This window comes from Vibrio sp. Vb339, from assembly GCF_902751245.1.
Lineage (GTDB): Bacteria > Pseudomonadota > Gammaproteobacteria > Enterobacterales > Vibrionaceae > Vibrio > Vibrio coralliirubri.
The window spans coordinates 400148-426084 of sequence record NZ_CADDIS010000002.1 but is presented as its reverse complement, the minus strand read 5'-3'; the positions used below and the strand labels follow the sequence as shown (position 1 = coordinate 426084).

12 protein-coding genes are annotated in these 25937 nt (G+C 45.1%); 2 read left to right on the top strand and 10 right to left on the bottom strand.

The window, feature by feature from the left end; genetic code table 11:
- Positions 1–9: 9 nt before the first annotated feature.
- Positions 10–627 (bottom strand): OmpA family protein, encoded by a 618-nt coding sequence (locus HRQ85_RS10740; protein WP_048606859.1) that lies wholly within the window; start codon positions 625–627, stop codon positions 10–12.
- Positions 627–1934, bottom strand: coding sequence for a TolC family outer membrane protein (locus HRQ85_RS10735; protein ID WP_172379577.1), 1308 nt, complete (start codon positions 1932–1934; stop codon positions 627–629). The genes HRQ85_RS10740 and HRQ85_RS10735 overlap by 1 nt, the downstream gene beginning before the upstream one ends.
- A gap of 402 nt (positions 1935–2336) precedes the next feature.
- Between HRQ85_RS10735 and HRQ85_RS26230 the strand changes: the two genes are divergently transcribed.
- A complete protein-coding gene (locus HRQ85_RS26230) occupies positions 2337–16811 on the top strand; it encodes a tandem-95 repeat protein (protein ID WP_253918851.1) in 14475 nt (4824 codons plus the stop codon).
- A gap of 84 nt (positions 16812–16895) precedes the next feature.
- On the opposite strand, the gene HRQ85_RS10695 is transcribed toward HRQ85_RS26230, so the two are convergent.
- Complete coding sequence (locus tag HRQ85_RS10695; RefSeq protein ID WP_017059708.1) at positions 16896–18089, bottom strand: class I SAM-dependent methyltransferase; 1194 nt, start codon at positions 18087–18089, stop codon at positions 16896–16898.
- 128 nt (positions 18090–18217) lie between these two features.
- Positions 18218–19621: a methyl-accepting chemotaxis protein gene (locus HRQ85_RS10690; protein WP_172379576.1), complete on the bottom strand. Its 1404-nt coding sequence runs from the start codon at positions 19619–19621 to the stop codon at positions 18218–18220.
- 88 nt (positions 19622–19709) lie between these two features.
- Between HRQ85_RS10690 and yccX the strand changes: the two genes are divergently transcribed.
- Entirely contained in the window at positions 19710–19997 is a 288-nt protein-coding gene (gene yccX / locus HRQ85_RS10685) for an acylphosphatase (RefSeq protein WP_059019871.1), read from the top strand.
- A 58-nt stretch (positions 19998–20055) separates the two neighbouring features.
- Here the strand turns inward: yccX and HRQ85_RS10680 are convergent, their stop codons facing one another.
- The 6 genes from HRQ85_RS10680 to HRQ85_RS10655 all read right to left on the bottom strand — a co-directional run bounded on the left by HRQ85_RS10680 (position 20056) and on the right by HRQ85_RS10655 (position 25697).
- Entirely contained in the window at positions 20056–20385 is a 330-nt protein-coding gene (locus tag HRQ85_RS10680) for a TusE/DsrC/DsvC family sulfur relay protein (RefSeq protein WP_017057205.1), read from the bottom strand.
- 160 nt (positions 20386–20545) lie between these two features.
- Positions 20546–21211 (bottom strand): Bax inhibitor-1/YccA family protein, encoded by a 666-nt coding sequence (locus HRQ85_RS10675; RefSeq protein ID WP_017057206.1) that lies wholly within the window; start codon positions 21209–21211, stop codon positions 20546–20548.
- Positions 21212–21505: 294 nt separating this feature from the next.
- Positions 21506–22270: an amino acid ABC transporter ATP-binding protein gene (locus HRQ85_RS10670; RefSeq protein WP_017059704.1), complete on the bottom strand. Its 765-nt coding sequence runs from the start codon at positions 22268–22270 to the stop codon at positions 21506–21508.
- A gap of 22 nt (positions 22271–22292) precedes the next feature.
- On the bottom strand, positions 22293–23390 hold the full coding sequence (locus HRQ85_RS10665) for an amino acid ABC transporter permease (RefSeq protein WP_017066317.1): 1098 nt from the start codon (positions 23388–23390) through the stop codon (positions 22293–22295).
- 1 nt (position 23391) lies between these two features.
- Positions 23392–24597, bottom strand: coding sequence for an amino acid ABC transporter permease (locus tag HRQ85_RS10660; protein WP_048612143.1), 1206 nt, complete (start codon positions 24595–24597; stop codon positions 23392–23394).
- 71 nt (positions 24598–24668) lie between these two features.
- Positions 24669–25697, bottom strand: coding sequence for an amino acid ABC transporter substrate-binding protein (locus tag HRQ85_RS10655; protein ID WP_048610904.1), 1029 nt, complete (start codon positions 25695–25697; stop codon positions 24669–24671).
- Between the last annotated feature and the right edge of the window lie 240 nt (positions 25698–25937).

The window sequence follows — 25937 nt, the reverse complement described above, 5'->3', positions numbered from 1 at the left end:
AGGGTACGCCTACTTTTTAATTTTGGTGAAGATGTGCCATTCTTCTTTGATATTACCCTTAAATCCAACAACCGAAGCAACAACTTTTCGATGCAGTGCGTGATTGATTTGAGTGTCATCGCTGCTGAATTCAGAATCACCGTGACCGACGATGTTGACTCTAGATGGCTGAATACCGTTGCTGATTAGCGCACGTCTTACATGCGATGCACGTTCCTTCGAAAGCTTTAGGTTGTGTGCCGCGTTACCTACTTTACTGGCATAACCTTGCAATTCAATGCTGGTACTCTCGTAGCGCTTCAAAAACGCAGCCATTTGGCGTATCTGCCCTAGAAAGACAGGGTTTATTTCCGTGGAATTATTAGCGAAGAGTATATGTAGCTCTTTCTTTTCCGATGACTCGAAATATGAACCACAACCGTCGTTATCGATCTCGGCACCAATTTGCGTATCGGGACATAAATCTCGCGCGTTGATTACACCGTCGTTGTCATCATCTTGAAGATCGTAAATTTGAGTGACCGGCGGTAGAGCGCGATATTCGAATTCATCTTCGTTGTTTTCAGCTAAAGCATTGGCAGATACAACCATGAAGCAAAGCGATAATACTGTGTTGGTAAGCTTCATTAATATTCCACCTTTTCATTCCATTCTTCTGGGATCTCAACTCGTAAACCGATGAGTAGGTTACCAGTTGCGTTCATTACGCGATATTTTGCGTATTGCTCGTCATACTTAGCATCTAAATAGCCTTTACGAGCTTCGAATAATTCATTCTCGGTGTTAAGCAAGTCGAGAAGGGTACGTTTACCGATGCGGTATTGTTTCTCATATGAGATTACCGTGTCTGATGCCGAGTCTACGTGGTCAGATAGGAACTCTTTTTGCTGAACCGTTAAATCAAGTGCGCTCCATGAAAGACGCAGACTCTCTTCTACATTGCGGTAAGTACTTTCGCGAAGGTCCTTGGCTTTGTTGAGTTGGTAGGCTGCACTTTCTGCGCGGTCTTGATCCGAACCACCATTGTAAAGGTTGTATCTTAAACGAACCATGGCAGAAAACTCATCGCTGCTGCCTTCTGTGCCACCGGCGTCATCACGCCAAGTTTGAGCGGCTTCAAAAGAAACGGTCGGGTAGTTGGTGCTTTTGGATTGTTTGTACTGGAACTTCGCCGAGTCAACATCGGCTTGTGCAATCTTAATGACTGGGTGCTGGTTAAACGCTTTTGCCAACGCACCATCAACGGTATAAGGAATCGCGCCCACATCTGCGCGAGGGAAGGTTAACCCTAACGGAGATTGACCAACAATTCTTTTAAACTGTGTATGTGTATCAAAAAGGTTGTTTTGAGCAGCAAGCAAATTCCCGTGCGCTTTCGCAATACGAGCTTCAACTTGTGACATATCTGCGGTTGAACCAATACCTGACTCCACGCGCTTACGAATATCGTTATATATCTCTTTGTGGGTCGCTAAGTTACTTTCCGAAAGAGAAAGCACTTCATAGGCTTTCACTGCGTCAAGATAAACCTTTGTGACTTCTAAAGCGATGTCTTGCGCGTTAGATAGTAGTTGATAGCGCACAGACTCTGCATCAGCGGCAGTACGGTCGATATCATTGGATGTATTAGCACCATCCCATATCAACTGGGTTAACGTGATCGTTGCTTCTTTTCTAGTCAGATCGGTAGTGTCTTGGTTGGTTACAAGATCAGTATGTTCATAACCAATCCCACCATCTAAGTCTATACTTGGTCGATAAGCACCACCAGAAGCGTCGTTAAGATAACGCTTACTGATATATTCGTTATAAGCACTTTTGATTTCAGGGTTGCTTTCTAAAGTAAACGCAACGGCTTGCTCTAAGGTTTGTGCTGTTGTCGGCAAACTTAGCGCTATAGCTAACCCTAATGTTGTCGTTTGAATGTAATTCAATTTCCATCTCTCCAAATTGGACTGCATCTAAACCTACGCTTTTTAATGTGCTAGATACGAAATTTAGATGAACCGCCAAAAAAATAACGTTCGCTCGAGAAGCTACCGTAAATGGTTGTAAAGTTGTTAACAGTTTGCTGTGCGTTTTATGATGATTTTAAGAACGTCAATTTTACGTTTTTAGCTCTGTTATTTTTCGCAAACACAATAACTTATATTGATAGTGTGAGCACTTTCATTATTGTGTGATGTGATCAGCGTCATTACCTTGGCAGTCGGTATGTTAAATGCGCGATTCATAACTAGGAATTATGTGACGTTAAATGTTATATTTTGGCTAATATTATAAATAAGATGTCACAAAATTGACGTGGCAAGCGAAAATTGGTTTTAGGGGTTGATATGGACATTACAGCATTGAATTTGACTGGTGCACTTGCATTGGGTCAGCGCATTGTTATTTCAGTGGATGGCACGGTTAGAGTACTTGAAGACGGAGAGCCTCTTCAGGCTGGAGATGTAACTCTTGAATCTCAAAATACACCTAATGAACCTCAGGTATCAGTTAAGCGTTTTTCACCTGAAGACGGTGAAGTTGAACTAGACCAAGATATCGCAAATATCTTTGCCGCATTAGAAGAAGGTGAAGACCCTACTGAGTTAGGAGATGAGTTCGCTACCGCTGCTGGTCAAAATGGTTCAAGCTTAGCAACTAGTGGGACTGTAGAACGAGACGGTGAAGAAACGATCCCTGGTACTGAGTTCATCACTACGGGTTTTGAAGCCCTAGGCATGTCTCGAACTCAAAGCTTAAGCCTTCTAGAGCAATTCCGTTCGTTTGAGCAAACTAATAGCGCCCCTACCTTTGTTGATACCAATAACTCGCCTGTCGGTGACACTCTCTCATTTACAACCGATGAAGATACTCCAGTAAGCGGAACCTTGTCAGCATCAGATGAAGATGGCGATTCGCTGTCTTTCGTTAAGTTCACCGATCCATCAAACGGTACTGTCGTTGTCGATGAAAATGGTGATTGGACTTATACCCCCAACGAAAACTACAACGGTACCGATAGCTTTACGGTTATCGTCGATGATGGAAATGGTGGTACTGACACAATTACGGTTAACGTTGGCGTAACTCCCGTAAATGACACGCCGATAGGTAATGACCTTTCAGTAACCACCGACGAAGACACCCCAGTAAGCGGAACGCTAAACGCAACAGATGCGGACGGAGACTCGTTAACATTCTCAAAAGGTACAGATCCGTCAAACGGATCTGTAGTCGTTGATGAAAATGGTAATTGGACCTATACGCCTGACGAAAATTACAACGGAAGCGATAGCTTCACCGTTGTAGTTAGCGACGGGAATGGAGGCACAGATACTATTACTGTTGATATTGGGGTGACGCCTGTAGATGACGACTCTTTGTTTTTTGACCAAGAACTAAGTTATGCGGAAAACCAAGTGGCGGACGCGGTGGTGGGCACCTTGTCCGGCAGCGATCTGGATGGCGTGACCAAATACGAGTTCAAACACAGTGACGGCACCTTAAGCACCATCAGTGAAGACGGTTTCTACAGTGTGGATGCGGCCGGCAACATCAGCATCACGACAGCGGGTGTGGCGGCGGAGGTGAACGACTTCGAGCAAGACACGAACAGTGGCGATTACCAGATAGTATTAACAGATGATTTAGGTAATTTATCAGAAGCTACGGTGACGCTGAACGAAACGAACGTGAATGACAGCGCGACCGAGTTCACTGAAGAGAGTGATACGTTCGAGTATGCGGAAGGCACGGCAGCGGGCGAGACGCTGGGCACGGTCACGGCGACCGACGCGGATGGCTCAAACATCAACTACAGCATCGCGGCGGACGACAACGTGTACGCGGCGGATGATGCAGCGAAAGCGAACCCGTTCTACACGGTGGATGCAAACGGTAATGTGAGTCTGACGGCCGCAGGCGCGGCAGCGTTCACCAACGACTACGAGTTAGATAGCAACAGCCACCAAATCACCGTGACGGGCACGGACGGTTCGGGTGCTGACACGGTTGATACGATCGTGGTGACGCTGAACGAAACGAACGTGAATGACAGCGCGACCGAGTTCACTGAAGAGAGTGATACGTTCGAGTATGCGGAAGGCAYGGCAGCGGGCGAGACGCTGGGCACGGTCACGGCGACCGACGCGGATGGCTCAAACATCAGTTACAGYATCGCGGCGGACGACAACGTGTACGCGGCGGATGATGCTGCGAAGGCGAACCCGTTCTACACGGTGGATGCGAACGGTAATGTGAGTCTGACGGCCGCAGGCGCGGCAGCGTTCACCAACGACTACGAGTTAGATAGCAACAGCCACCAAATCACCGTGACGGCGACGGGCACGGACGGTTCGGGTGCGGACACGGTGGATACGATCGTGGTGACGCTGAACGAAACGAACGTGAATGACAGCGCGACCGAGTTCACTGAAGAGAGTGATACGTTCGAGTATGCGGAAGGCACGGCAGCGGGCGAGACGCTGGGCACGGTCACGGCGACCGACGCGGATGGCTCAAACATCAGTTACAGCATCGCGGCGGACGACAACGTGTACGCGGCGGATGATGCTGCGAAAGCGACCCCGTTCTACACGGTGGATACGGACGGTAATGTGAGTCTGACGGCCGCAGGCGCGGCCGCGTTCACCAACGACTACGAGTTGGATGACAACAGTCATACAATAACCGTGACGGCGACGGGCACGGACGGTTCGGGCGATAACACGGTGGATACGATCGTTGTGACGCTGAACGAAACGAACGTGAACGACAACGACACGGTCATCGATAAAGCGACAGATACGTTCGAGTATGCGGAAGGCACGGCAGCGGGCGTGACGCTGGGCACGGTCACGGCGACCGACGCGGATGGCTCAAACATCAGTTACAGCATCGCGGCGGACGACAACGTGTACGCGGCGGATGATGCTGCGAAGGCGAACCCGTTCTACAAGGTGGATGCGAATGGTAATGTGAGTCTGACGGCCGCAGGCGCGGCCGCGTTCACCAACGACTACGAGTTAGATAGCAACAGCCACCAAATCACCGTGACGGCGACGGGCACGGACGGTTCGGGTGCGGACACGGTGGATACGATCGTGGTGACGCTGAACGAAACGAACGTGAATGACAGCGCGACCGAGTTCACTGAAGAGAGTGATACGTTCGAGTATGCGGAAGGCACGGCAGCGGGCGAGACGCTGGGCACGGTCACGGCGACCGACGCGGATGGCTCAAACATCAGTTACAGCATCGCAGCGGACGACAACGTGTACGCGGCGGATGATGCTGCGAAAGCGACCCCGTTCTACACGGTGGATACGGACGGTAATGTAAGTCTGACGGCTGCAGGCGCGGCAGCGTTCACCAACGACTACGAGTCTGTGGCAAACACGCACACCATCACGGTGACGGCGACGGGCACGGACGGTTCGGGTGCTGACACGGTTGATACGATCGTGGTGACGCTAAACGAAACGAATGTTAACGAGGGTCCAGTAGCCAATAATGATTCTTATAATGATGTTCAAGAAACTACGCTGCTTACTGAGTCCTTTGAAAACATGACAAACACAGGTCGTTGGACAGTAGTAACTGGCAATGAACTAGGTGATTGGGAAGCAACAAATGGTCTAGAGATTCAGCGTGACGGTCTCATAGCTGACGCGACAGACGGTGACTACCTCGCTGAGCTTGATGCTCATCAAAATACCGCGATCACAACAAGTATTAATACGTCAGACCAAGATAGCGTGCGTGTTGAGTTTGATTACAACCCTCGACGAGACGGTAATTCATCTTCTGACATGACGTTTAAAGTCGGTGACACGTTAGTTACTGTTCACGCCGATGGAACTCTATCGGGTGCCGACGGACTTAATGTCCAAATAGGGCAACCTGACGCAGATGGTTGGTATAAGGTCACGGCTGAGTTTGAAGTCCAAGGGGACGTTACGGACCTTACATTTGCAGGTGCTGGAGCTTCAGATAGCTATGGTGCGTTGTTAGATAACATTACAGTGACAGGTATTAATCAATCTAAACTTGTTACTGCTGAAGACACGTCTATCACGATTTCTTTTGATGAGTTGTTGGCGAATGATACTGACATTGATGGTGATGAGCTCTCAATTGTTGTCGGTTCAATTACCTCCGCGGCTAATGGTGAACTGTTTGTCGACTACACAAACAATACAATTACATTCACTCCGGATACCGACTATAACGGGGAGGCAACTTTTAAATATAAAGTGACCGATGGGAACGGTGGGGAAGACGAAGCAGAAGTTACGCTTAATATCACTCCTGTGAACGATGCACCAGTGCTGATAGGTGATTTGTTTGGTGAAGTGGATGAAGCAGGCAGCTACACCATTACGGCTGAGGACCTAGGCTTCACGGACGTTGATGATACTGACACCGGTGTGACCTTCACGGTCGGTAACGCGAGCAACGGCACAGTCTTAGTGAACGGCGTCGCGTCGAGCAGTTTCACGGTGGCGCAGTTGGCGGCGGGTGAAGTGACGTTCAAGCATGACGGCAGCGAAACCACGTTGGCGTCGTTCGACGTTAACGTTGAAGACGGCAACGAAGATGGCAGTACACCGGTAGACAGCACGTTCAACTTGACGGTGACGCCAGTGAATGATGCGCCGGAGCTGACAGGCGATTTGGCGGCGGAAGTGGATGAGGCAGGCAGCTACACGATCTCAGCAGCTGACTTGGGCTACACAGACGTTGACGATACAGACACAGGCGTGGCCTTCACGGTTAGCAACGCGAGTAACGGCACAATCTTAGTGAACGGCGTGGCGTCGAACAGCTTCACGGTGGCGCAATTGGCGGCGAGTGAAGTGACGTTCAAGCATGACGGCAGCGAAACCACGTCGGCGTCGTTCGACGTTAACGTTGAAGACGGCAACGAAGATGGCAGCACACCGGTAGACAGCACGTTCAACTTGACGGTGACGCCAGTGAATGATGCGCCGGAGCTGACAGGCGATCTGTTGGGTGAAATGGATGAAGCAGGCAGCTACACCATTACGGCGGCAGATCTTGGCTATACGGACGTTGACGATACAGACACCGGTGTGACCTTCACGGTCGGCAACGCGAGCAACGGCACAATCTTAGTGAACGGCGTCGCGTCGAGCAGTTTCACGGTGGCGCAGTTGGCGGCGGGTGAAGTGACTTTCGAGCATGACGGCAGTGAAACCACGTCGGCGTCGTTCGATGTTAACGTTGAAGACGGCAACGAAGATGGCAGCACACCGGTAGACAGCACGTTCAACTTGACAGTGACGCCAGTCAACGATGCGCCTGTAGCCATTAGTGATTCTTACAAAAACGTTCAAGAAACCATATTGCTTACCGAGTCATTTGAAAATATGGCAAACCCAGCGGGTTGGACGGTTGTTTCTAAAGACCCATCAGAGGTATGGGACTTTACTAATGGTATAGAGATTGAGCGAGACGGCTTAATTGTTGATGCTACCGACGGTGATTTTTACGCAGAGCTAGACCCACATAAAAATACGGTGATGACGACATCAATAGATACGTCGGATCAAGACTCTTTGAGGGTAGAGTTCGATTATAACCCTCGCCAAGACGGCAACTCGTCGTCTGATATGACTTTTACTGTTGGGAATAGAACTATTACGCTGCATGCGGATGGAACAGTGACTGCTCCAGAAGGCATTTCTGTAACACTAGATGGTCCGGATAACAAAGGTTGGTATCAAGTAAATGCTGAGTTTGATGTTAGTAGTGATGCTACTTTAATCGCTTTTGCTGGTGCGGGTAAATCTGATTCGCTTGGTGCGTTCATCGATAACATTACAGTTACCGGAATAGATGCACCCAAACTCATAACGGAAGAAGATCAGGCTCTTACTATTAGTGGTAGTGAGCTGCTAGCCAATGATTTCGATATTGATGGGGATGACATAACCATTTTTTCTGTCAACGCAACCGATGCTACAAACGGTTCTGTTCAGCTGATAGATGGCAATGTCGTGTTTGAACCTAACCAAGACTTCAATGGTGAAGTGACTTTCGAATACACCATTGTTGATACTCATGGTGAAAAAAGCACTACGACAGTGACCGTTAATGTCACACCAGTAAATGATGACCCTATCGCGAACGATGATTCAAGAGCATTAGGTGATAACCTGATCGTCAATGGTAGTTTTGAAGACTATGAATCGGTATCAAATGCCGGTTGGGGTTCTCGAATCGACCAACTAGATGGTTGGTCCTACGATGCAAGAACTGGCGCTTTAGATTCAGTTCAAGAAGGCTATGCTGTTGATGAAACAGACGGCGATCGTATGATTGATATGGAAGGTAACGGTGACAATGTAACCCTTACCCAACAAATTCAAGGTGTAGAAAGCGGTACCTTATACCAACTGTCTTTTGATACGGCAATGTACGAACGATTGCCAAGTGCTGAGCTTGAGGTCATTTGGAACGGCGAAGTTGTTGCTACGATCACCCCTGAAAGTAACATAATGCAAACCCAGTTATTGGAATTATTAGGTGGTAGTGGCGATGGTTCAAATACCCTTTCATTTAGAGAAGTTGGCACTGAAGGTGACAAGAGTGGGACTTATCTAGACAATATCAAATTTCAAGAAGTGATTAAAAACCTTCAGACGCAAGAAGATGTAACTCTCGACATCCCTAGTAGCGAGTTACTTTCGAATGATTCTGACGTTGATGGTGATACGTTAATTATTTTAGATAGTTTAGTGATTGATCCAACATACGGTCAGGTGGAGTTAGTTGAGCTACAAGATGGTTCTCAAACCGTTCGTTACACTCCAGCGGATGACTTCAATGGTATCGCTACGTTTACTTACACAGTTTCTGACGGTAAAGGCGGTACTGATACCGCCGTGGTTACGATTAATGTCAATCCAGAAAATGATGCTCCAATATTTGTCAAAGATGGAGTGCCGATTGGCGATACTGATCAAATAAGTGTATCGACTAAAGAGGATAACTCTGTATCTGGTAAGGTTACTGCAACCGATATTGACGACACTGACCTGACTTACACGGTGAGCCAACCTACAAACGGTAGTGTTGAGATCGACCCTGAAACGGGCGAGTGGAAGTACACTCCGAACAACGAGTTTGATGGAGATGATTCATTTGTTGTTACCGTGTCGGACGGTAACGGTGGTACAGATACGGTTGTAGTGAATGTTGATGTATTACCTGTTGCTGAGCTAACAGTTACGGCAGGTCAACCAGTTACAGAAGCAGAAGAAGCATTCCTATCTTTTGAAATCAACTTAAATGAACTAGTTTCAGAAAACGTGGCTCTAGACCTGACTCTGGGACATGCAGATGATACCGCAACTAAAGGTGTCGATTACGAAGACAAGATCTACGTTAAAGATGGACAAGATTATAAAGCGCTTTCAGAGCAGGAGCTTGCCGATCTTATTATTGTTAGCGGCTCTGATAGCTTAGAAGTCTTCATCAAGGTTCTTGATGATAAATTGCTTGAGGGTGAAGAAGCTGTAACTCTAAATGCTAGCTCAACTAGTGAGTATGTTGAAAATGACAAACAGGACTCAGATACAGCTAAGATTGTCGATGAGACAGACACAAACGACAAAGATACCGTTACAGTTGGCCTGACTGGTCCAGATTCAGTTATTGAGGGTGATAAGACAAGTCCATTTACGATTACGTTAAGTGAACAAGTGCCTGAAGATAGTGTGGTTACTCTTCAGTACTCTTACACAAACGCGAGCAATGAAGATATTGTTGAAGTTATAACTGTAAACGTAGACGCAAATACAAATACAGCGACCTTTGAGATTCAAACTGAACAAGACAACGAATACGAGGTCGGACAAGAGTTTAACGTTAGTGTTGTATCCGTAACTCAAGATGGTACCGATGTATTTGAGAAGCTAGATACGTCTAGCGCTGATAAAAATGTAGCTATTGACGATAGCCATGATAACTCGCCAAAAGCTGAAGACTTCGCTATTTCTCTCAATGCAGATGGCTCTTCGCAAGTTATTTTCGATACCGGAATGGGGACTATCGAAGGTGATGGTACAGACCATATTTCTGATGATGAAGATGATAACGATAATGACGCAGGTACAAATCTCGGCGTGATCATCACAGAGCTGCCTGATTCAGGAACTCTTTACTATGTCGATGGTAATAACAAGGTTGAAGTGGTAGTTGGGCAAAAGTATGCAAACCCTAACAACATCGTTTATGAAGATGACCAAGAATCAACAGGCTTCTTCTTAGGTGTTGATGATACATCCACATTAGATAAAGGCCCTCATAGCACTGCAGAGTTCCATAACTGGGGTGATGAAGTAGATGCGTATACTCGCGAACTGAAGTTTGATAATGGTGATGTCGTCACCATTACCTCGGAAGGTCGAAATAACGTTGACGCTAAGCCGTTAGTACAGAACAACAGCCAGCAAGGCCATATGGGCTTCGGTATTGCATCGACTAATCGCGGTATTCACCAAGACGAGGCAATCAACATTGATTTCTCTTCTCGTCCAGCGGATTCAGTAACGGTTGGTCTAAGTGGTTTGGGTGGCTGGTTTGCCCCAAATGCTGATGATAGTGTTCAATCAAGAGCTGAGATTACAGTCACCTTTGATTATGGTAATGGTGTCACAGAAGAACAAACCTTCCTTTATGAGGATACCCACAATAATCAAAATGTCACAATTGTCGCTCCTGAAGGTGCTGAGATTGTTTCGGTGGAAGCAAGCACACAAGGACCAGGTAACTGGGAGCTGACTTCTCTTGAAGCTAAGGCGTCAGATTCATTCGAATATAAATCAGTAGACAGTGATGGTAACGAAAGTGAAGTTAAGACAGTTACTATCGATAAGTCTGGTGACCTGAATGCGAATAACGATCCGCAAGGCTTCGAAGTTAAACTGGGTGAGTTCAGTGAAGACAACGACTCTCCATGGTCGGCCGAAGGCGCTGAGCTAAATGCTAGCTTCAATGGCCAAGATAAAGACTTTGCACACAGCGGTATTAAGATTGGTGTTGCCGGCAAAGTAGGTGGATTGGGCGCTCAGATTGAATATGATCGTGCAGAGCAGCAATCTGAGAAGTTTGAAATCAACTTAGATAGCCCTGCGACTCAGTTTACATTTTCAGTATCTAACTTGTTTAAAAACGAAGGTAATGACGGTGATTTCACTGATAACCATGAACAAGGCAGTTGGGTAGCGTACCTCAATGGCGTAGCGGTTGCAGGTGATACGTTTATTGCTGAAGACGGTAACAATAAAGGTACTTACGAAATAACACCGCTTGGTCCTGATGGTACGCCAATCGCATTTGATACTGTGGTATTTGAAGCAACTGAGTATTCCAACCAAGCAACGCATGATAATGATGCTTCAGATTACTTCCTAACTGGTTTTAAAGCCTCTAGTGAAGGCGCATATGCAGTGAATCAAGGCGGCATTCTTGAGATTCCAACATCGAAGCTTGCTGGCATTATCGGTTCTGAGCTTCTAAATAACGATATTGATTCAGATGGCGACAATCTACGTATTACCTATGTATACGGTGAAACGGAAGGTAATGCGTATAGCAAAGATGGCATCGTATACTTTGATTTAACTGGCGATGATTTTGTCGGTGAAACAACGTTTAAATATCAGGTTACTGATGATAATGGCCAAATCGCGAGTGCTGAAGTTAATGTTATCGTCAACCCTCTACCGACTCCTTCTAGTGTTGCGTCTGTAGACCTGCTAGCAGACTCAGTAGTTGAAGGTGATGAACTTGGCTTTAAAGTCACTTTGGATTCAAGTGCACTTGTTGAATCTGCGTTGGACGTTACTTTTGGTAAGAACACGGATGCTGCGAATGATTCAGGTGACGAAAAAGATCTCGACCTGAGTCTGGTTCGTTTTACTAATGGCGTCACCTATGATCAGCAAAGTGGAAAGCTGATTGTCCCAATTGGAGTGAAGGGTTTTGCAATCTTGATTCCGACAATTGATGACAGTCTCCATGAAATCGCTGAAACATACACCGTGACTGTTGATGGTGAATCCTCAGTGGGTAGCATTACTGATAACGATGAAGCTCCAATTATCGATACAGTGAACAACGCGGTTAATATAAATAATGAACAAGTAATTGAAGGCGATGTAGCTGTCTTCACCGTGAACCTAGTTAACACAAGCAGTCAAGAGACTCGATTCGACTGGTCGTTAAACTCCGGTTCTGCCGAGCTCGGTGATAACAAAGATTTCACCGACAACGTAGAGTTCACTGAGGGCGTGACGCTTGTTAATGGTCAGCTTGTTGTGCCTGCGGGAGTAACGTCGTTTGACATCAAGGTACCAACTAACGAAGACGGCATTGATGAGTTAAATGAGAACTTCACGCTCGAAGTGGGTGGTAAGCAAGGTATTGCGACGATCATTGATAACGATGAAGCACCGCAAGTACAGGACTCACATGTCATTGGCGATGAGGCACAAGCCCAAGGCTCATCGATTACGTTTAAGTGGGCTGATTTCAACGTTTCTGATGCAGATTCCAGCGAATTGTCGATTGTTATCACTAGTGCTCCAGGTGCGGGTGATATGTATCTGTACAACGAATCTACTGATGAATGGGTTCTGTTAAATACTGAAACGATTGGCACAGGAGTATCAGTAAGCCAAGAGCAGGTTGAACAAGGTTTCTTGATATTCAACCCAGTAAGCTATGAATCTAGTACATCAATGTTTGATGAAGAGAATGTAGTAACTGGCAATAATCAACAAGATTATGCGGAGTTTAACTACCACAGTTCTGACGGCATCAACATCAGCTCTAGTACGACGATGTCGATTGATATTCGCCCTGATACGACACTTGCCAAGTTAGTTGTAGAAACACCAAATGTAGATTTAGATGAAGGTTTTAAGTTAGAGCAATGGGAAAACCTAGACTTTGATTACAACAATGGTAGCGGAGTGGCTCCAGACCTTGTTGAGCAAGCAATCGAGTCTGCAGGTGTTGCCAACACTTCAGAAGTTACACAGGCGCCAGACTTTGGCACTCAGAACTCTCCAGCTATCGAAAACATTTCGAGCAAACTTACTGGTTTAGTATTCCTAGTTGTTGGTGAGTCATACGTGTTTAGCGGTCATGCAGATGATTCATTTAGACTTGAAGTCGGTGGTGAAACCATGGCCTCTCAAACTTGGGGCGGAGGCGGTACCTATGAGTCTTCAGCCTTTGTTCCATCGGCATCTGGTTGGTACACAATTACTGCATTCCACGACAACGAGGCTGGTCCAGGTAATGCCACTATCAGTGTCGCGGTTGGTGGTAATGAACCCGTAGACTTTAACACGGACAACTTCGATATTGTTCCTGATGTAAGTTCGCTTGAGGATAAAGTTAATATCGGGGCACAGGTTGAACATGAATCCTTAGAGGGTGGTTATTACCCAGCGTTCGATATTAATGAAGGGCTGGAAGATACCTTTATCAATGTCTCTAAGATCACTACGCAGCTTGTTGATAGCGATGGTTCAGAGACGTTGAGACTCGTCGTGTCTGGTTTGCCTGAAGGTTCAATTGTTAAACTTGGAGATCAGGAGCTTGTTGTTAATGCTGATGGTGAAGTTGATATATCTGCTTGGTTAACATCAAATGGTACTGCCGAAACAGTGCTCGCTGATCTGATGATTCAGGTTGATGAGCCAGGCACTTATAGCGTTAAGATTGAAGCTATTTCAGACGAGATTGTCGGCGACACCAGTGAGATTTCGAATGGGGCCTTCGAGCTAATTGTCCATCCAGTACCTGTTGGACCAGATGCTGAAAGTAAGGAAGCCTTTGGACAAGAAGATACTATTTTAGTGCTATCGATTGATGATTTTGGGATTGAGTCTGGCAACGATGTAGTGATAACTCATCAACCACTCGATGGATCGTTGGTGATTAACCTTGGCACTGTTCAAGAGCCAAATTGGCAGCCACTAAACTCGACTCAGATTACATCGGCTCAATTAACTTCAGGCGTGATAGGCTTTAATCCAGATGCTAACGAATCTGGTTATGACGGCTTCAATGTTGAAGGTGTAGGCAATAAATCGAATGACTACGCTGAAATTAAGTTCAAGGCTGTAAACGAGAATGGTACGTCAGAAGAACATACGCTTACGGTAGATATTACGCCTGTGGCTGATGCTCCTGTTGTTACTATTACTATCGGTGATTTGAAAACAATTCGAGTGGAACCTAGCTTCGATACATCTGACGAACAGGCCATTAAAGATCTATTTAATAATGGCACTCTACTAGAAATGGGTAACACGGGTAATATTGTTGAGGGACTCACCTCTAGTGGAGACGTTATTAATAACGCTGATACTACTGATGATCGTACTGACAAAGATGATTTGTTTATAGCGAAAGATCAGCGCAATCCAGATGATGTAGCATTGTCTCCCGTCCACTTTGTCGGTGATGTATCGGCGGGTACACAGGGAAGTGATACATTTATAGGAAGCGCTTATAACGACCACTTTGACGGAGGTATAGGCTCGATCGATGATCCTAACCAAGTGGACAGTGTTATTTATACAGGGGACATATCAGACTACGTTTTACGTTGGTTCCCTGCTGATGATCATAGTGAAGTTCCATATTGGATTGTTGAAGACAAACGTTTCATTGATACGGCCGACCAAGTAGGTGCTAGTGATAAAGAAGCTGGTGATCACCTTTATGAGATAGAGCAGATTGTATTCAAAGATACTATCGTGAGTTTGGACAATGAATCTGGCACTTATCAAATTCTAGAAGAGCAAGTTCTACCGATTGATGTGTCAGTTGCGCTTGTTGATGTCGATGGAAGCGAGACCTTAAGCGACAAAGTTGAACTAACCGGGATTCCTTCAGGGTTGAAGCTAGAAATAGATGGAGAGGCTGTAGAGCCAGTATTATCTGAGAATGGTGTTGCAACTTATGAGTTAGATATTGACGCTGCAGGTAACGTTCTTGGAGATGTGCAGATTCGAGTACCTTCTGAGTACCAAGGCGACCTAGACTTTGAACTTAAGGCTACAGCAACTTCGGTTGAAGTGGATGGTACTTCGCAGGACAGTTATGCCACATCTTCTGCATCAGTCCGCGATCACAGTATATTAATGGGTGAAAGTGGATCTGATAACATCATTACTGATGAAAACAGTAACATTGTCATCGGCGATACATCAGGCTTGCAAATTATCCCAGGGCAGGATTACAACATCGCGTTTATTTTCGACACTTCCGGTAGTATGCAGGGTACGATTGCCGAAGCTAAGCCTGAATTGCAGGCGGCATTTGATAAGTTAGTTGAAGGTGCAGGCGGTGAAAACTCAGGTACTGTGAACGTGTTGCTAACACAATTTGAAACTAATGCGTCTCATGTCATTAGTATCGATTTGAGTTCAGCTAACCCTAAAACTCAGTTTGAGAACGCCCTCAACACGATAATTGATGACAACTCAGGACGAACCAACTATGAGGCTGGCTTCGATTCTGCGATAGACTGGTTTAATTCACTACCAGATAATGACGCGACTAATCATTCGTTCTTTATCACTGATGGTGAAATTAACCAAGCAACAGAGGATGATTTGGACGATGATGAACTTGATCAGTTCTGGATGTATGCGGATAAATCTAAGGGTGAAGCTCTAAGCTTACAAGATATCCTTGGTTCCGATTTTGACCTAGCATCTTTGCAGCCATCAGGAAGCATAGAAGTAAATGGTGTTAAGGTTGTTGAATATGATAATGATAATGATAATGGTCATGGCCATAACCATGCGCACGTATATTCACCTTATCTAGATAACAATGGTAGTCGCGTTAGGCTTGGTACGTTGAAAATTGATGGTAATGAGCTTGTATTTAGGGATAAATACAGCGCTTCCGATACAGGCAGCAATAAGGTGACCCCACAAGCCGTTCACATGTTTAATATTTTAGCTGGCTTGTCTGCGGTACAGGCTATTGGCCTTGGTGGTAATGTCGACAAAGACACCTTAGAAATGTTTGATACAGACAAAGTGGTTGACCACAACATCAAAGTTGAAGACCTTGCTGAAGCAATCGCTGGAGATACGGTTCAGGCTGTTCCGGGAGAAGATACGATCACCGCACAAAGTGGTGATGACATATTGTTTGGTGATCAGCCAGTGCTGTTTGCTGATGACGGTTCGACAGAGCTAACGCTCCAAGAATATGTAGCTCAAAAACTCAGTTCGGGTTTAGCTGACGTTGATGCTAAGACGATTCATGATTACGCCACTAGTCACAAAGAAGAGTTCGGCACTGCGTCAGAAAACGATGCTGATGATGAATTGTCAGGTGGTGACGGTAACGATATCTTGTATGGTCAAGGTGGAGATGACACTTTAGATGGTGGCTTGGGTGACGACTTCTTATTTGGCGGAGAAGGCAGCGATACGTTGACCGGTGGGGAAGGAGCCGATTTATTCGCCTGGTTAGACGGAGACTTAGATGGAAGCGCTGATATCATCAAAGATTTTGATGTGAATGAAGGCGATAAAATTGACCTTTCTGAACTATTTGAAGAGCTAAACTCAACTGAAATCGATTCTCTTTTAGGTGATATTAAAGACTCAGTCTCATCTAATGGTAATGGTGGTTCTGTTGTTACCGTTACTAAAGGTGGTGATTCAGTATCGATTGAATTTGAGGGAGTAGCGACGGATGACTTAGCCAACTATTTGTTTGACCAAAGTGGTCTAAAGTATACCGATGGGTAAATAAAAAGACCGAAGCATAAGCTTCGGTCTCTAGTCCAAACAGAAACCACCTTTGTGTAAGGTGGTTTTTATTTTTAGTGGCTATTATAAAACCTTACAAGCAAAACCTTTCAGGTAAAAACCTTCTGGGTAGGCTGTGTCTGTTAGATGATCGGCTGCTTGCTCGAAGCGTTCTACGAACTTAACAGTGCGGCCTGCATCTAATGCTGCATCAGCGATGATTTTTTGGAACAAATCAGTACCCATTAAGCCTGAGCAAGAGTAGGTGAGTAGAGTGCCACCTGGTTTCAGGATTTGCATTGCAAGCATGTTAACGTCTTTATAGCCGTTAGCGCCTGAAGTTAGGTTATTCTTGCTTGAAACAAACTTTGGTGGATCCATGATCACTACGTCAAACTTAGTGCCTTGGTCACGGTACTCTCGAAGCAGTTTGAAAACGTCAGCGTTTAGGAATACAGCACGCTTTTTCGAGATATCAAACTCATTAAGTTCAGCGTTGAACTTAGCTGTATCAAGAGCTAGTTGAGATACGTCAGCGTTGATAACACGCTTCGCGTCGCCTTTAAGTGCGTAAAGGCCAAAACCACCTGTGTATGAGAAGCAGTTAAGGACATCTTTGCCTTTAACGTACTTCATCGATTCTTTTCTGCTATCACGTTGGTCCATGTAGAAGCCCGTTTTGTGGCCTTCCATAATATTCACGCTGATCTTAACGCCGTTTTCTTCAATCACGATAGACTTCGGTGGTTCTTCACCGTGAAGAACGCCGACAACTTGTTCTAGACCTTCTTTTTTACGAACCGCTACATCTGAACGCTCGTAGATGTTGCAATCAGGGAAGCATTCAATTAACGCTTCAACCAATACGCTTTTGTTAAATTCAGCGCCAGCACTTAGCAGTTGGCAAACAAGGAAGTCTTGGTATTTGTCGATTGTGATACCTGGCAAGCCATCAGACTCTGCGGCCGTGAGGCGGTAGCCCGTTAGACCATCACGTTCGATAATGTCTTCTCGTAAAGACTGTGCGTCTTGAATTCGTTTTACGAAGAACGCCTTGTTGATCTCTTCTTTTTCAAATGTCCAAACACGAGCTCGAATTTGAGATTCTGGTGAATAAGCCGCTTTTGCAAGCCACTGACCATTTTGAGCATATACGTCTACAGTTTCACCTTGTTTTGGTTCGCCTTCGACCTTATCGATACCGCGTGAAAATACCCAAGGGTGTTTGCGGCGTAGTGATTTATCTCGGCCTTTAGCTAGATGAATTGAAGGAGTCATAATTTACTCTGTTTGTTGAATTTGAAGGAGGGGTATTGTCGGGGAAGTGCAGGTGAAAAGCAAATAAGAAAGGGCTGCAGAAGCAGCCCTAGTAATGATTAATCAACACATTGTGGTGGGTATCAGTATTAAGCTTTAAGACCTGTCAGCAAACCTTCCATCGTATCGCTTTGTTTACGAAGTTGGTCAACATTGGAATTACTCTTACTGATCATCTCGCAGATACTGTCTGACTGATGACGAATCTCTTCAACACTCTGTGCAATGTTGTCAGCGACTACGCCTTGTTCTTCAGCCGCGGTAGCAATTTGAGTGCTGCTATCTGAAATAGACTGGTTTTTTTCCGCTAATGAACCGATCTCGACGTTCACTTCTGACATCAGTGTTTGGCCTTCGTTAGCATTGTTCACCGTGACTTCCATCAGCTTGGTCAGTGATTGACTGTTACGTTGTAATGATTCAATCATGCTTTGGATTTCAACCGTTGCTTGCTGAGTACGACCGGCAAGGGCACGAACTTCATCGGCAACAACCGCAAATCCACGACCTTGCTCGCCAGCACGTGCGGCTTCGATAGCTGCGTTCAACGCTAACAGGTTAGTCTGTTCAGAAATACCGTTGATGGTTGTGACGACTTCATCGATCTGCGCTGCGTTGGCATCCAGCTCTTCTACTGCTTGTGAAGCGGATTGGATCTCTTGAGATAGGCTAGAGATAGACTCCAATGTATTTGAAACCTTGACTTGACCGCTCTGAGCAACGCCGCGAGCGTCCATCGTTTGTGAGCTAGACGCATGAGCAAGGGTAGCGACTTCGCGAATCGTAGCCGCCATTTGTTCCGTCGCACTTGCCAAGCTATTCAGGTGTTCCTGTTGGTTACCTGAGATGTCTGAACTTTGTTGTGTTGACTGGTTCAAGTCCGAGCTGATCTGCTGCGTGAGAGCGACAGACTCTTGGATTGATAGAACCATGTTTTGTTCACGTTCAGCAACTTTATCGATTGTAATCGCGATTTCACTGAACTCGTCACGAACTAAGAAGTAGTTCATGCGGCAAGTTAAGTCGCCATTCGCTAGGGTGTTCAGAGCTTTGTTCATAGAGAACATCGCGCCACCAATGAAAGTCATGATGTAGTAAACACCTAGTGCGATAAGCGTTAGGGTTACAGCGATGATAGAAACCTGAGTCGTCGATAGAGCAGACCAAAGGTTTTGGTCATGGTTGGCAACTAGGCTGAATGCACCATTCATTACTGAAACAGAACCAGCACCGTAGCCCAAAGAGATGGTTTCAGAACTGCTGACAAGCTGAGCAACTTGATCTTTAGTGAGTTGACCTGCTTCGATAAGCCTTTTCATCAAGAGCATTTCTTCTTGATAAAGATGAGCAAGTAAAGAGTCCGCGGCACTATCTAAAACGAGAGTTAATATAACCAGGGCGAGAAGAGGCAATAAGAAGAGTAGATAGAACTTTTCTTGGATTTTTAGGTGAATGAGATATTTGTCAATCCAACGAAATGGGATTTCTTTCATAATCGTTATACTCGAAGTAAGTCCACCAATAAGCGGTGAATGAATAGAAGCTCGACTATATCATTCATATAATTTATGAGGCAACGTTATGGAAAGTTCACAATATATTTTTGTCGTGTCAGGCATAGTTCAATGTGTTGGGTTTCGTTACCACACCAGCAGGCAGGCGCAAGCTATGGGTCTCTCAGGTTATGCGAAGAACTTAAATGATGGTCGAGTTGAAGTGTTAGCTGTCGGAGAGAGTCAGCAAATAGAGAAGTTACATGCTTGGCTCAATATTGGCCCTTCGAGCGCAACAGTAGACAACGTAGTAATGCATCAAGTGAAAGATAGTGAGCGCCAGGACGTACGCATAGGGGCGTTTAAAATACTGTAGATATGGCACTACAGTATTTATATCGAACGTAACTTAATGACCTAAAGCGGGTTAGGTTTTACAAGCACTTTGCTGGTTTAGGTAAACCGGCGAGCTTGGTCGCTTGTTTTGCAGGGCCTTTTTTGAATAACTTGAAAAGGTACTTACTGTTGCCTTTTTCTGGGCCGTGAGCTTTTTCCATTGCTTTAACGAGCATGCGAACCGCTGGTGAGGTGTTGAACTCTTCGTAAAAGCTCCTTACAAAATGTACGACTTCTAAGTGTGCATCTGTAAGTTCAATCGCCTCATCTTGAGCAAGAATTTCAATCATGCCTTCTTCCCATTGCGTGTAATCCAATAGGTAGCCTTGAGCGTCGGTTTCGATTTGCTTGCCGTTATATTCAAACATGTTTAATCCAGAATCCAATTAACTATGCGGATAGGGTACATGACCAAGTTTGTCTTTCTCAACTGAAATTGTAGCTATCTAAAGAAATATCGCACTTATAGATACAAAAAAGCCCAAGAGATGGGCTCTTGGGCTAGATATTCTTCAGTGATGGGAACGATTAGTCGTCGCTGCCCATGATGCCTAGGATGCTTAGTAGGCTGATGAAGATGTTGTAGATCGATACGTACAAGCTAATCGTTGCAGAGATGTAGTTTGTTTCACCGCCACGAATGATGTTTTGCGTTGTAAGCAAGATAACACCAGTCGAGAACAGGATGAACATACCGCTCATTGCCAATGATAGTAGAGGCATTTGTAGGAAGATATTTGCAACCATACCTACAAGTAGTACTACGAAACCAGCTAATAGCATGCCATTAAGGAACGACAGGTCACGCTTAGTTGTTAGTGCGTAAGCTGATGCGCCCATAAACGCCAGTGCTGTACCGCCAAGTGCAGTTAGGATAACATCACCCATGCCTGCGCCAACGTACATGTTTAAGATTGGACCGATGGTGTAGCCTAAGAAACCTGTAAATAGGAATGTGAAGACTAGACCCATGCTGTTGTCACGGTTCTTTTCTGTTAGGAAAAGTAGGCCGTAGAAGCCAACTAGCATGATAATAAGACCCGGGCGAGGAAGGTTCATCGCCATGGATACGCCTGCTACAACAGCAGACCAAAGTAGTGTCATAGACAGTAATGCGTAGGTGTTACGCAACACTTTATTGGTTTGCAGAGCACTTTCTTGAGATGCTGTGCGTGAAAACATAGGGCTGTTCATAATCTTCCTCGTAAGGTGACTTCAATAGTTATTAGTACATTTATGGGGGTGAAAGTTCGAAAAATCAAGTCTCTCATTCCTCTTGTATACGTAAAATAATAATCAAAATAGTCGGTTAAGTGTTTCTGAAGGTGTAACAAAGTATTTCTTTAGACTGTAATTGAGTATAGCTAAGATACGATGGTCAACCTTTGGGCGTTCTATTCAGTTACTTAAAACTTTAAAAACTATCTATAAATTTGAAAAATAAAGAGGCGACCTAAGCCGCCTCTGTAGTTTATGCATCATAACACATTAGTGGTGTAAGATTTGGCTTAAGAAGTTCTGCGTTCTGTCTGATTGTGGGTTTTCAAAGAAATCGACAGGGTTGTTCTCTTCTATGATTTCACCGGCATCCATGAAGATAACGCGATCCGCGACCTCTTTAGCAAAGCCCATCTCGTGCGTTACACAAAGCATCGTCATGCCTTCCTCTGCAAGCTCAACCATTACGTCTAACACCTCACGAACCATTTCTGGATCGAGCGCCGACGTTGGTTCATCAAACAGCATCACTTGAGGGTTCATACACAAAGAGCGAGCGATAGCGACACGCTGTTGTTGACCACCTGAAAGCTGACCTGGGAACTTGTCCGCTTGTTCAGGGATTTTTACGCGCTCTAGGTACTTCATTGCAATCGCTTCGGCTTCTTCTTTTGGCATCTTTTTGACCCAGATAGGGGCCAGAGTACAGTTCTCTAATACCGTCAGATGTGGAAACAGATTGAAGTGCTGGAAACACATGCCGACATCTCTACGTACGGCTTCGATGTTCTTTAGATCTTCCGTTAATTCATTACCTGAAACGAAGATATGACCTTTTTGGTGCTCTTCTAATCGGTTGATGCAGCGGATCATCGTTGATTTACCCGAGCCTGAAGGGCCACAGATAACGATTTTCTCGCCTTTTTTAACTTCTAGATTGATGTTCTTAAGTACGTGGAATTCACCGTACCATTTGTTCATGTCTTTCAACTCGATCATAAGACCTTGAGAGTTGTTTTCTGTCTGCTGCGTCATAATACGTCCTTGATCTTGTTAATTATCGTTTGTGACCGGTGTGAAGTCTGTTTTCTAGCCATATCGAATATCTCGACATGCCAAAACAAAACACCCAGAACACTAACGCGACAAATACATAACTTTCTGTTGAATACCCAAGCCATTCAGGGTCGGTATTCGCGGCTTGGCCAATCCCTAGTACATCAAACATACCAATAATCAAAACAAGACTGGTATCTTTGAACAAACCAATGAAGGTGTTCACAATTGAAGGAATCGTGATTTTAAGAGCTTGAGGTAGAATGATAAGCCCAGTCTTTTTCCAGTAGCTTAACCCCAGAGCATCAGCCGCTTCGTATTGGCCTTTTGGTATTGCTTGTAAACCACCACGAATTACTTCGGCCATGTAGGCTGCACTGAATAGTACTACCCCAACAAGTGCTCGAATCAGCTTATCGGTTTCTGTCCCTTCTGATAAAAAGAGTGGCAGCATTACTGAAGCCATGAATAGAACTGTAATGAGCGGTACGCCACGCCAAATTTCGATGTATACGGTACACATACTGCGAATGATCGGCATCTCTGAGCGACGCCCAAGAGCAAGTGCAACACCAATAGGGAGTGACACTACAATACCAACAAGTGCGATGACCAGTGTAACCAGTAGGCCGCCCCATTTATGGGTATCAACAACTTCTAGCCCAAAGACGCCACCGTATAGCAAGCCGGCAATGATAAATGGGTAGATGTTGACGAAGAACAACCAAATCCACGTGCGTTTAGGTGTTTTTTCATAAGCCAGTAAGGCTACAAAAATGGCCAACGTTGCGTAGAAGAGGCGAGGTCGCCACAGTTCAGCTTCTGGGTAGAAGCCATACATGAATTGGTCCCAACGAACGCTGATAAAAACCCAACAAGCGCCTTCGCTAGTACAGGCATCACGTGTAGTTCCTATCCAGTCGGCACTGATGAATGCCCAATCCGCTATTGCCCATAATAGGGTGAAAGCAAAGTAAGCAAGAATCACAGTGACGACGCTGTTAACAGGTCCATTAAATAGATTTTTTCTTAACCAACCGACTGGCCCAACGGTATTCGCTGGAGGCGGAAGATCAGGTTGAAATTGATGTGTACTCATCTTATCTCTCCACCAACGCTACTTTGCGGTTGTATATGTTCATTAGAGCGGACGTTAATAGGCTCAAGGTTAGGTAGACGCCCATTGTCATCGCGATTACTTCGATAGCTTGTCCAGTTTGGTTCAGTGTTGTTCCTGCAAATACAGAGACAAGATCAGGGTAACCAATGGCCATCGCAAGTGATGAGTTTTTAGTCAGGTTTAGGTACTGACTGGTTAGTGGTGGGATAATAATTCTTAATGCTTGTGGAATAATGACAAGCTTTAGAGTTCTAGAACGTGGGATGCCTAGAGACATCGCAGCCTCAGTTTGCCCATGGTTTACCGCGTTAATACCTGAACGAACAATCTCAGCAATGAACGCTGCTGTGTAGATACTTAAAGCGAGCATCAATGCAGCAAGCTCAGGGATTATGCTAACACCACCCTTGAAGTTAAACCCTTTCAACACAGGGTAATCTGCAGAGATAGGCATGCCCATAACAAAGTAAGTTACCAACGGTAAGCCTAAAATCAACGCAGCGGCAATTCGCAACATCGGTGTTTGTTGGCCGGTCAGTTTCTGTCTGTTCTTAGCCCAGATGTTGATAATAAACGTAGCGATAATACCGACAATCAATGATGCGATGACAATGCTACTGCCTTGCTCAAACACGGGTGCAGGGAAGTACAATCCACGTACGTTCAAGAAAATTGCTTCACCTAGACTCATACTTTGACGAGCAGAAGGCAAGGCTTGTAGAACGGCGAAGTACCAGAAAAAGATTTGTAATAGAAGAGGGATATTTCGGAATATCTCAATGTAGACAGCTGCAAATCGGCTAACTAGCCAGTTTGAAGAGAGTCTAGCGATACCCATACTAAAGCCCAGCACTGTCGCTAGCATGATGCCGAGTACTGAAACCAAAGCGGTATTGAGAAGACCGACAAAGAACGTACGACCGTATGAGAAGGTCTCGTCGTATTCAATCAGTGTTAAGCCGATACCAAAACCAGCTTCTTGGGAGAGAAAATCAAAACCAGTGGTGATACCACGGGAATCTAAGTTTGTGAGTGCATTATTTACAATCGTGTAAAAGAAAGCACAAAGCGCCCCGACGGCGATAATTTGGAAAATGATGGAGCGAAAAGTGGGGTTGTAAAATAAGTTGGCACTTTTGGGCTGTGGCTTTGCCTGAGCTGGAGAAATAGTTTCATTAGGTTTCATACTACTATAACCTCAAATCCATTTAATAAATAGGGCGGAAAACTCCGCCCTAATTGATGCTTGAAAATTTATTAACGGATTGGTGGAGCGTACATAAAGCCGCCCGCATTCCATAATGCATTTACACCACGAGAGATCTGAAGTGGAGAACCTGTACCAACAGTACGCTCAAAACTCTCACCGTAGTTACCAACTTGCTTAATTACTTGGTAACCCCAGTCGTCGCGAATGCCAAGACCTTTACCTTTAGGACCGTCTACACCAAGAATACGTTTGATGTTTGGATCTTTTGACTTAAGCATTTCGTCTGCATTTTTAGAAGAGATGCCGTATTCTTCCGCGTTAATCATTGCTGAAAGTGTCCACTTAGCAACGTTAAACCATTTATCATCATCTTGACGAACAACAGGGCCTAGAGGCTCTTTAGAGATGATTTCAGGAAGTACTTCTGCAGATTTAGGATCAGCTAGGTTTAGACGAAGTGCGTATAGACCAGATTGGTCAGTCGTTAGCACGTCACAACGACCAGCGTCGAAACCTTTAGATGTTTGTGCTGCCGTATCGAATACCACTGGCTTGTAAGACATGCCACTGTTACGGAAGTAATCGGCTAGGTTAAGTTCAGTTGTTGTACCTGATTGAACACATACAGAAGCGCCATCAAGCTCTTGAGCACTTGTTAGGCCAAGTTCTTTCTTAACCATGAAGCCTTGACCATCGTAGTAGTTAACGCCTACGAAGTTCAGACCTAGAGCAGTGTCACGATGTAATGTCCATGTTGTGTTACGAGATAGTACGTCGATTTCGCCAGATTGAAGCGCAGTAAAACGCTCTTTTGCTGTTAGAGGTACATACTTAACTTTAGTCTTGTCACCGAGTACAGCCGCTGCAAGAGCTTGACAATACTCAACATCAATTCCTTCCCATTCACCTTTTGAGTTAGGGTTAGAGAACCCTGGAAGACCGGTACTTACACCACAAGTTAGAAAACCTTGAGATGTGACTTTGTCCAGAGTGCTTTCTGCCGCTGATGCCGATGTTGCCATCATCGCAGTTGATGCAGCTACTACTGAAGCAAGAAGTGTTAGTTTATTTGTCATTTGTATCCTTCCTTGTTAACCAGGTGACACCTGATACTCGTGCTCGTTTGAGTTTCTCTTATGTGTTGCGTTTTCTATGACCTTGTTGTTCAAATTAAACGAGTTGCATTTTGCAAATGAAACTGTGTGCGATTTAAACAACTGTTTATAAGGTTAGGAAAGGATCCGTAGTTTCACAAATGTATAATTTAAAAAGAATTTTGAATGAAATCACAAATCCGAACACAATTAGAATGACCA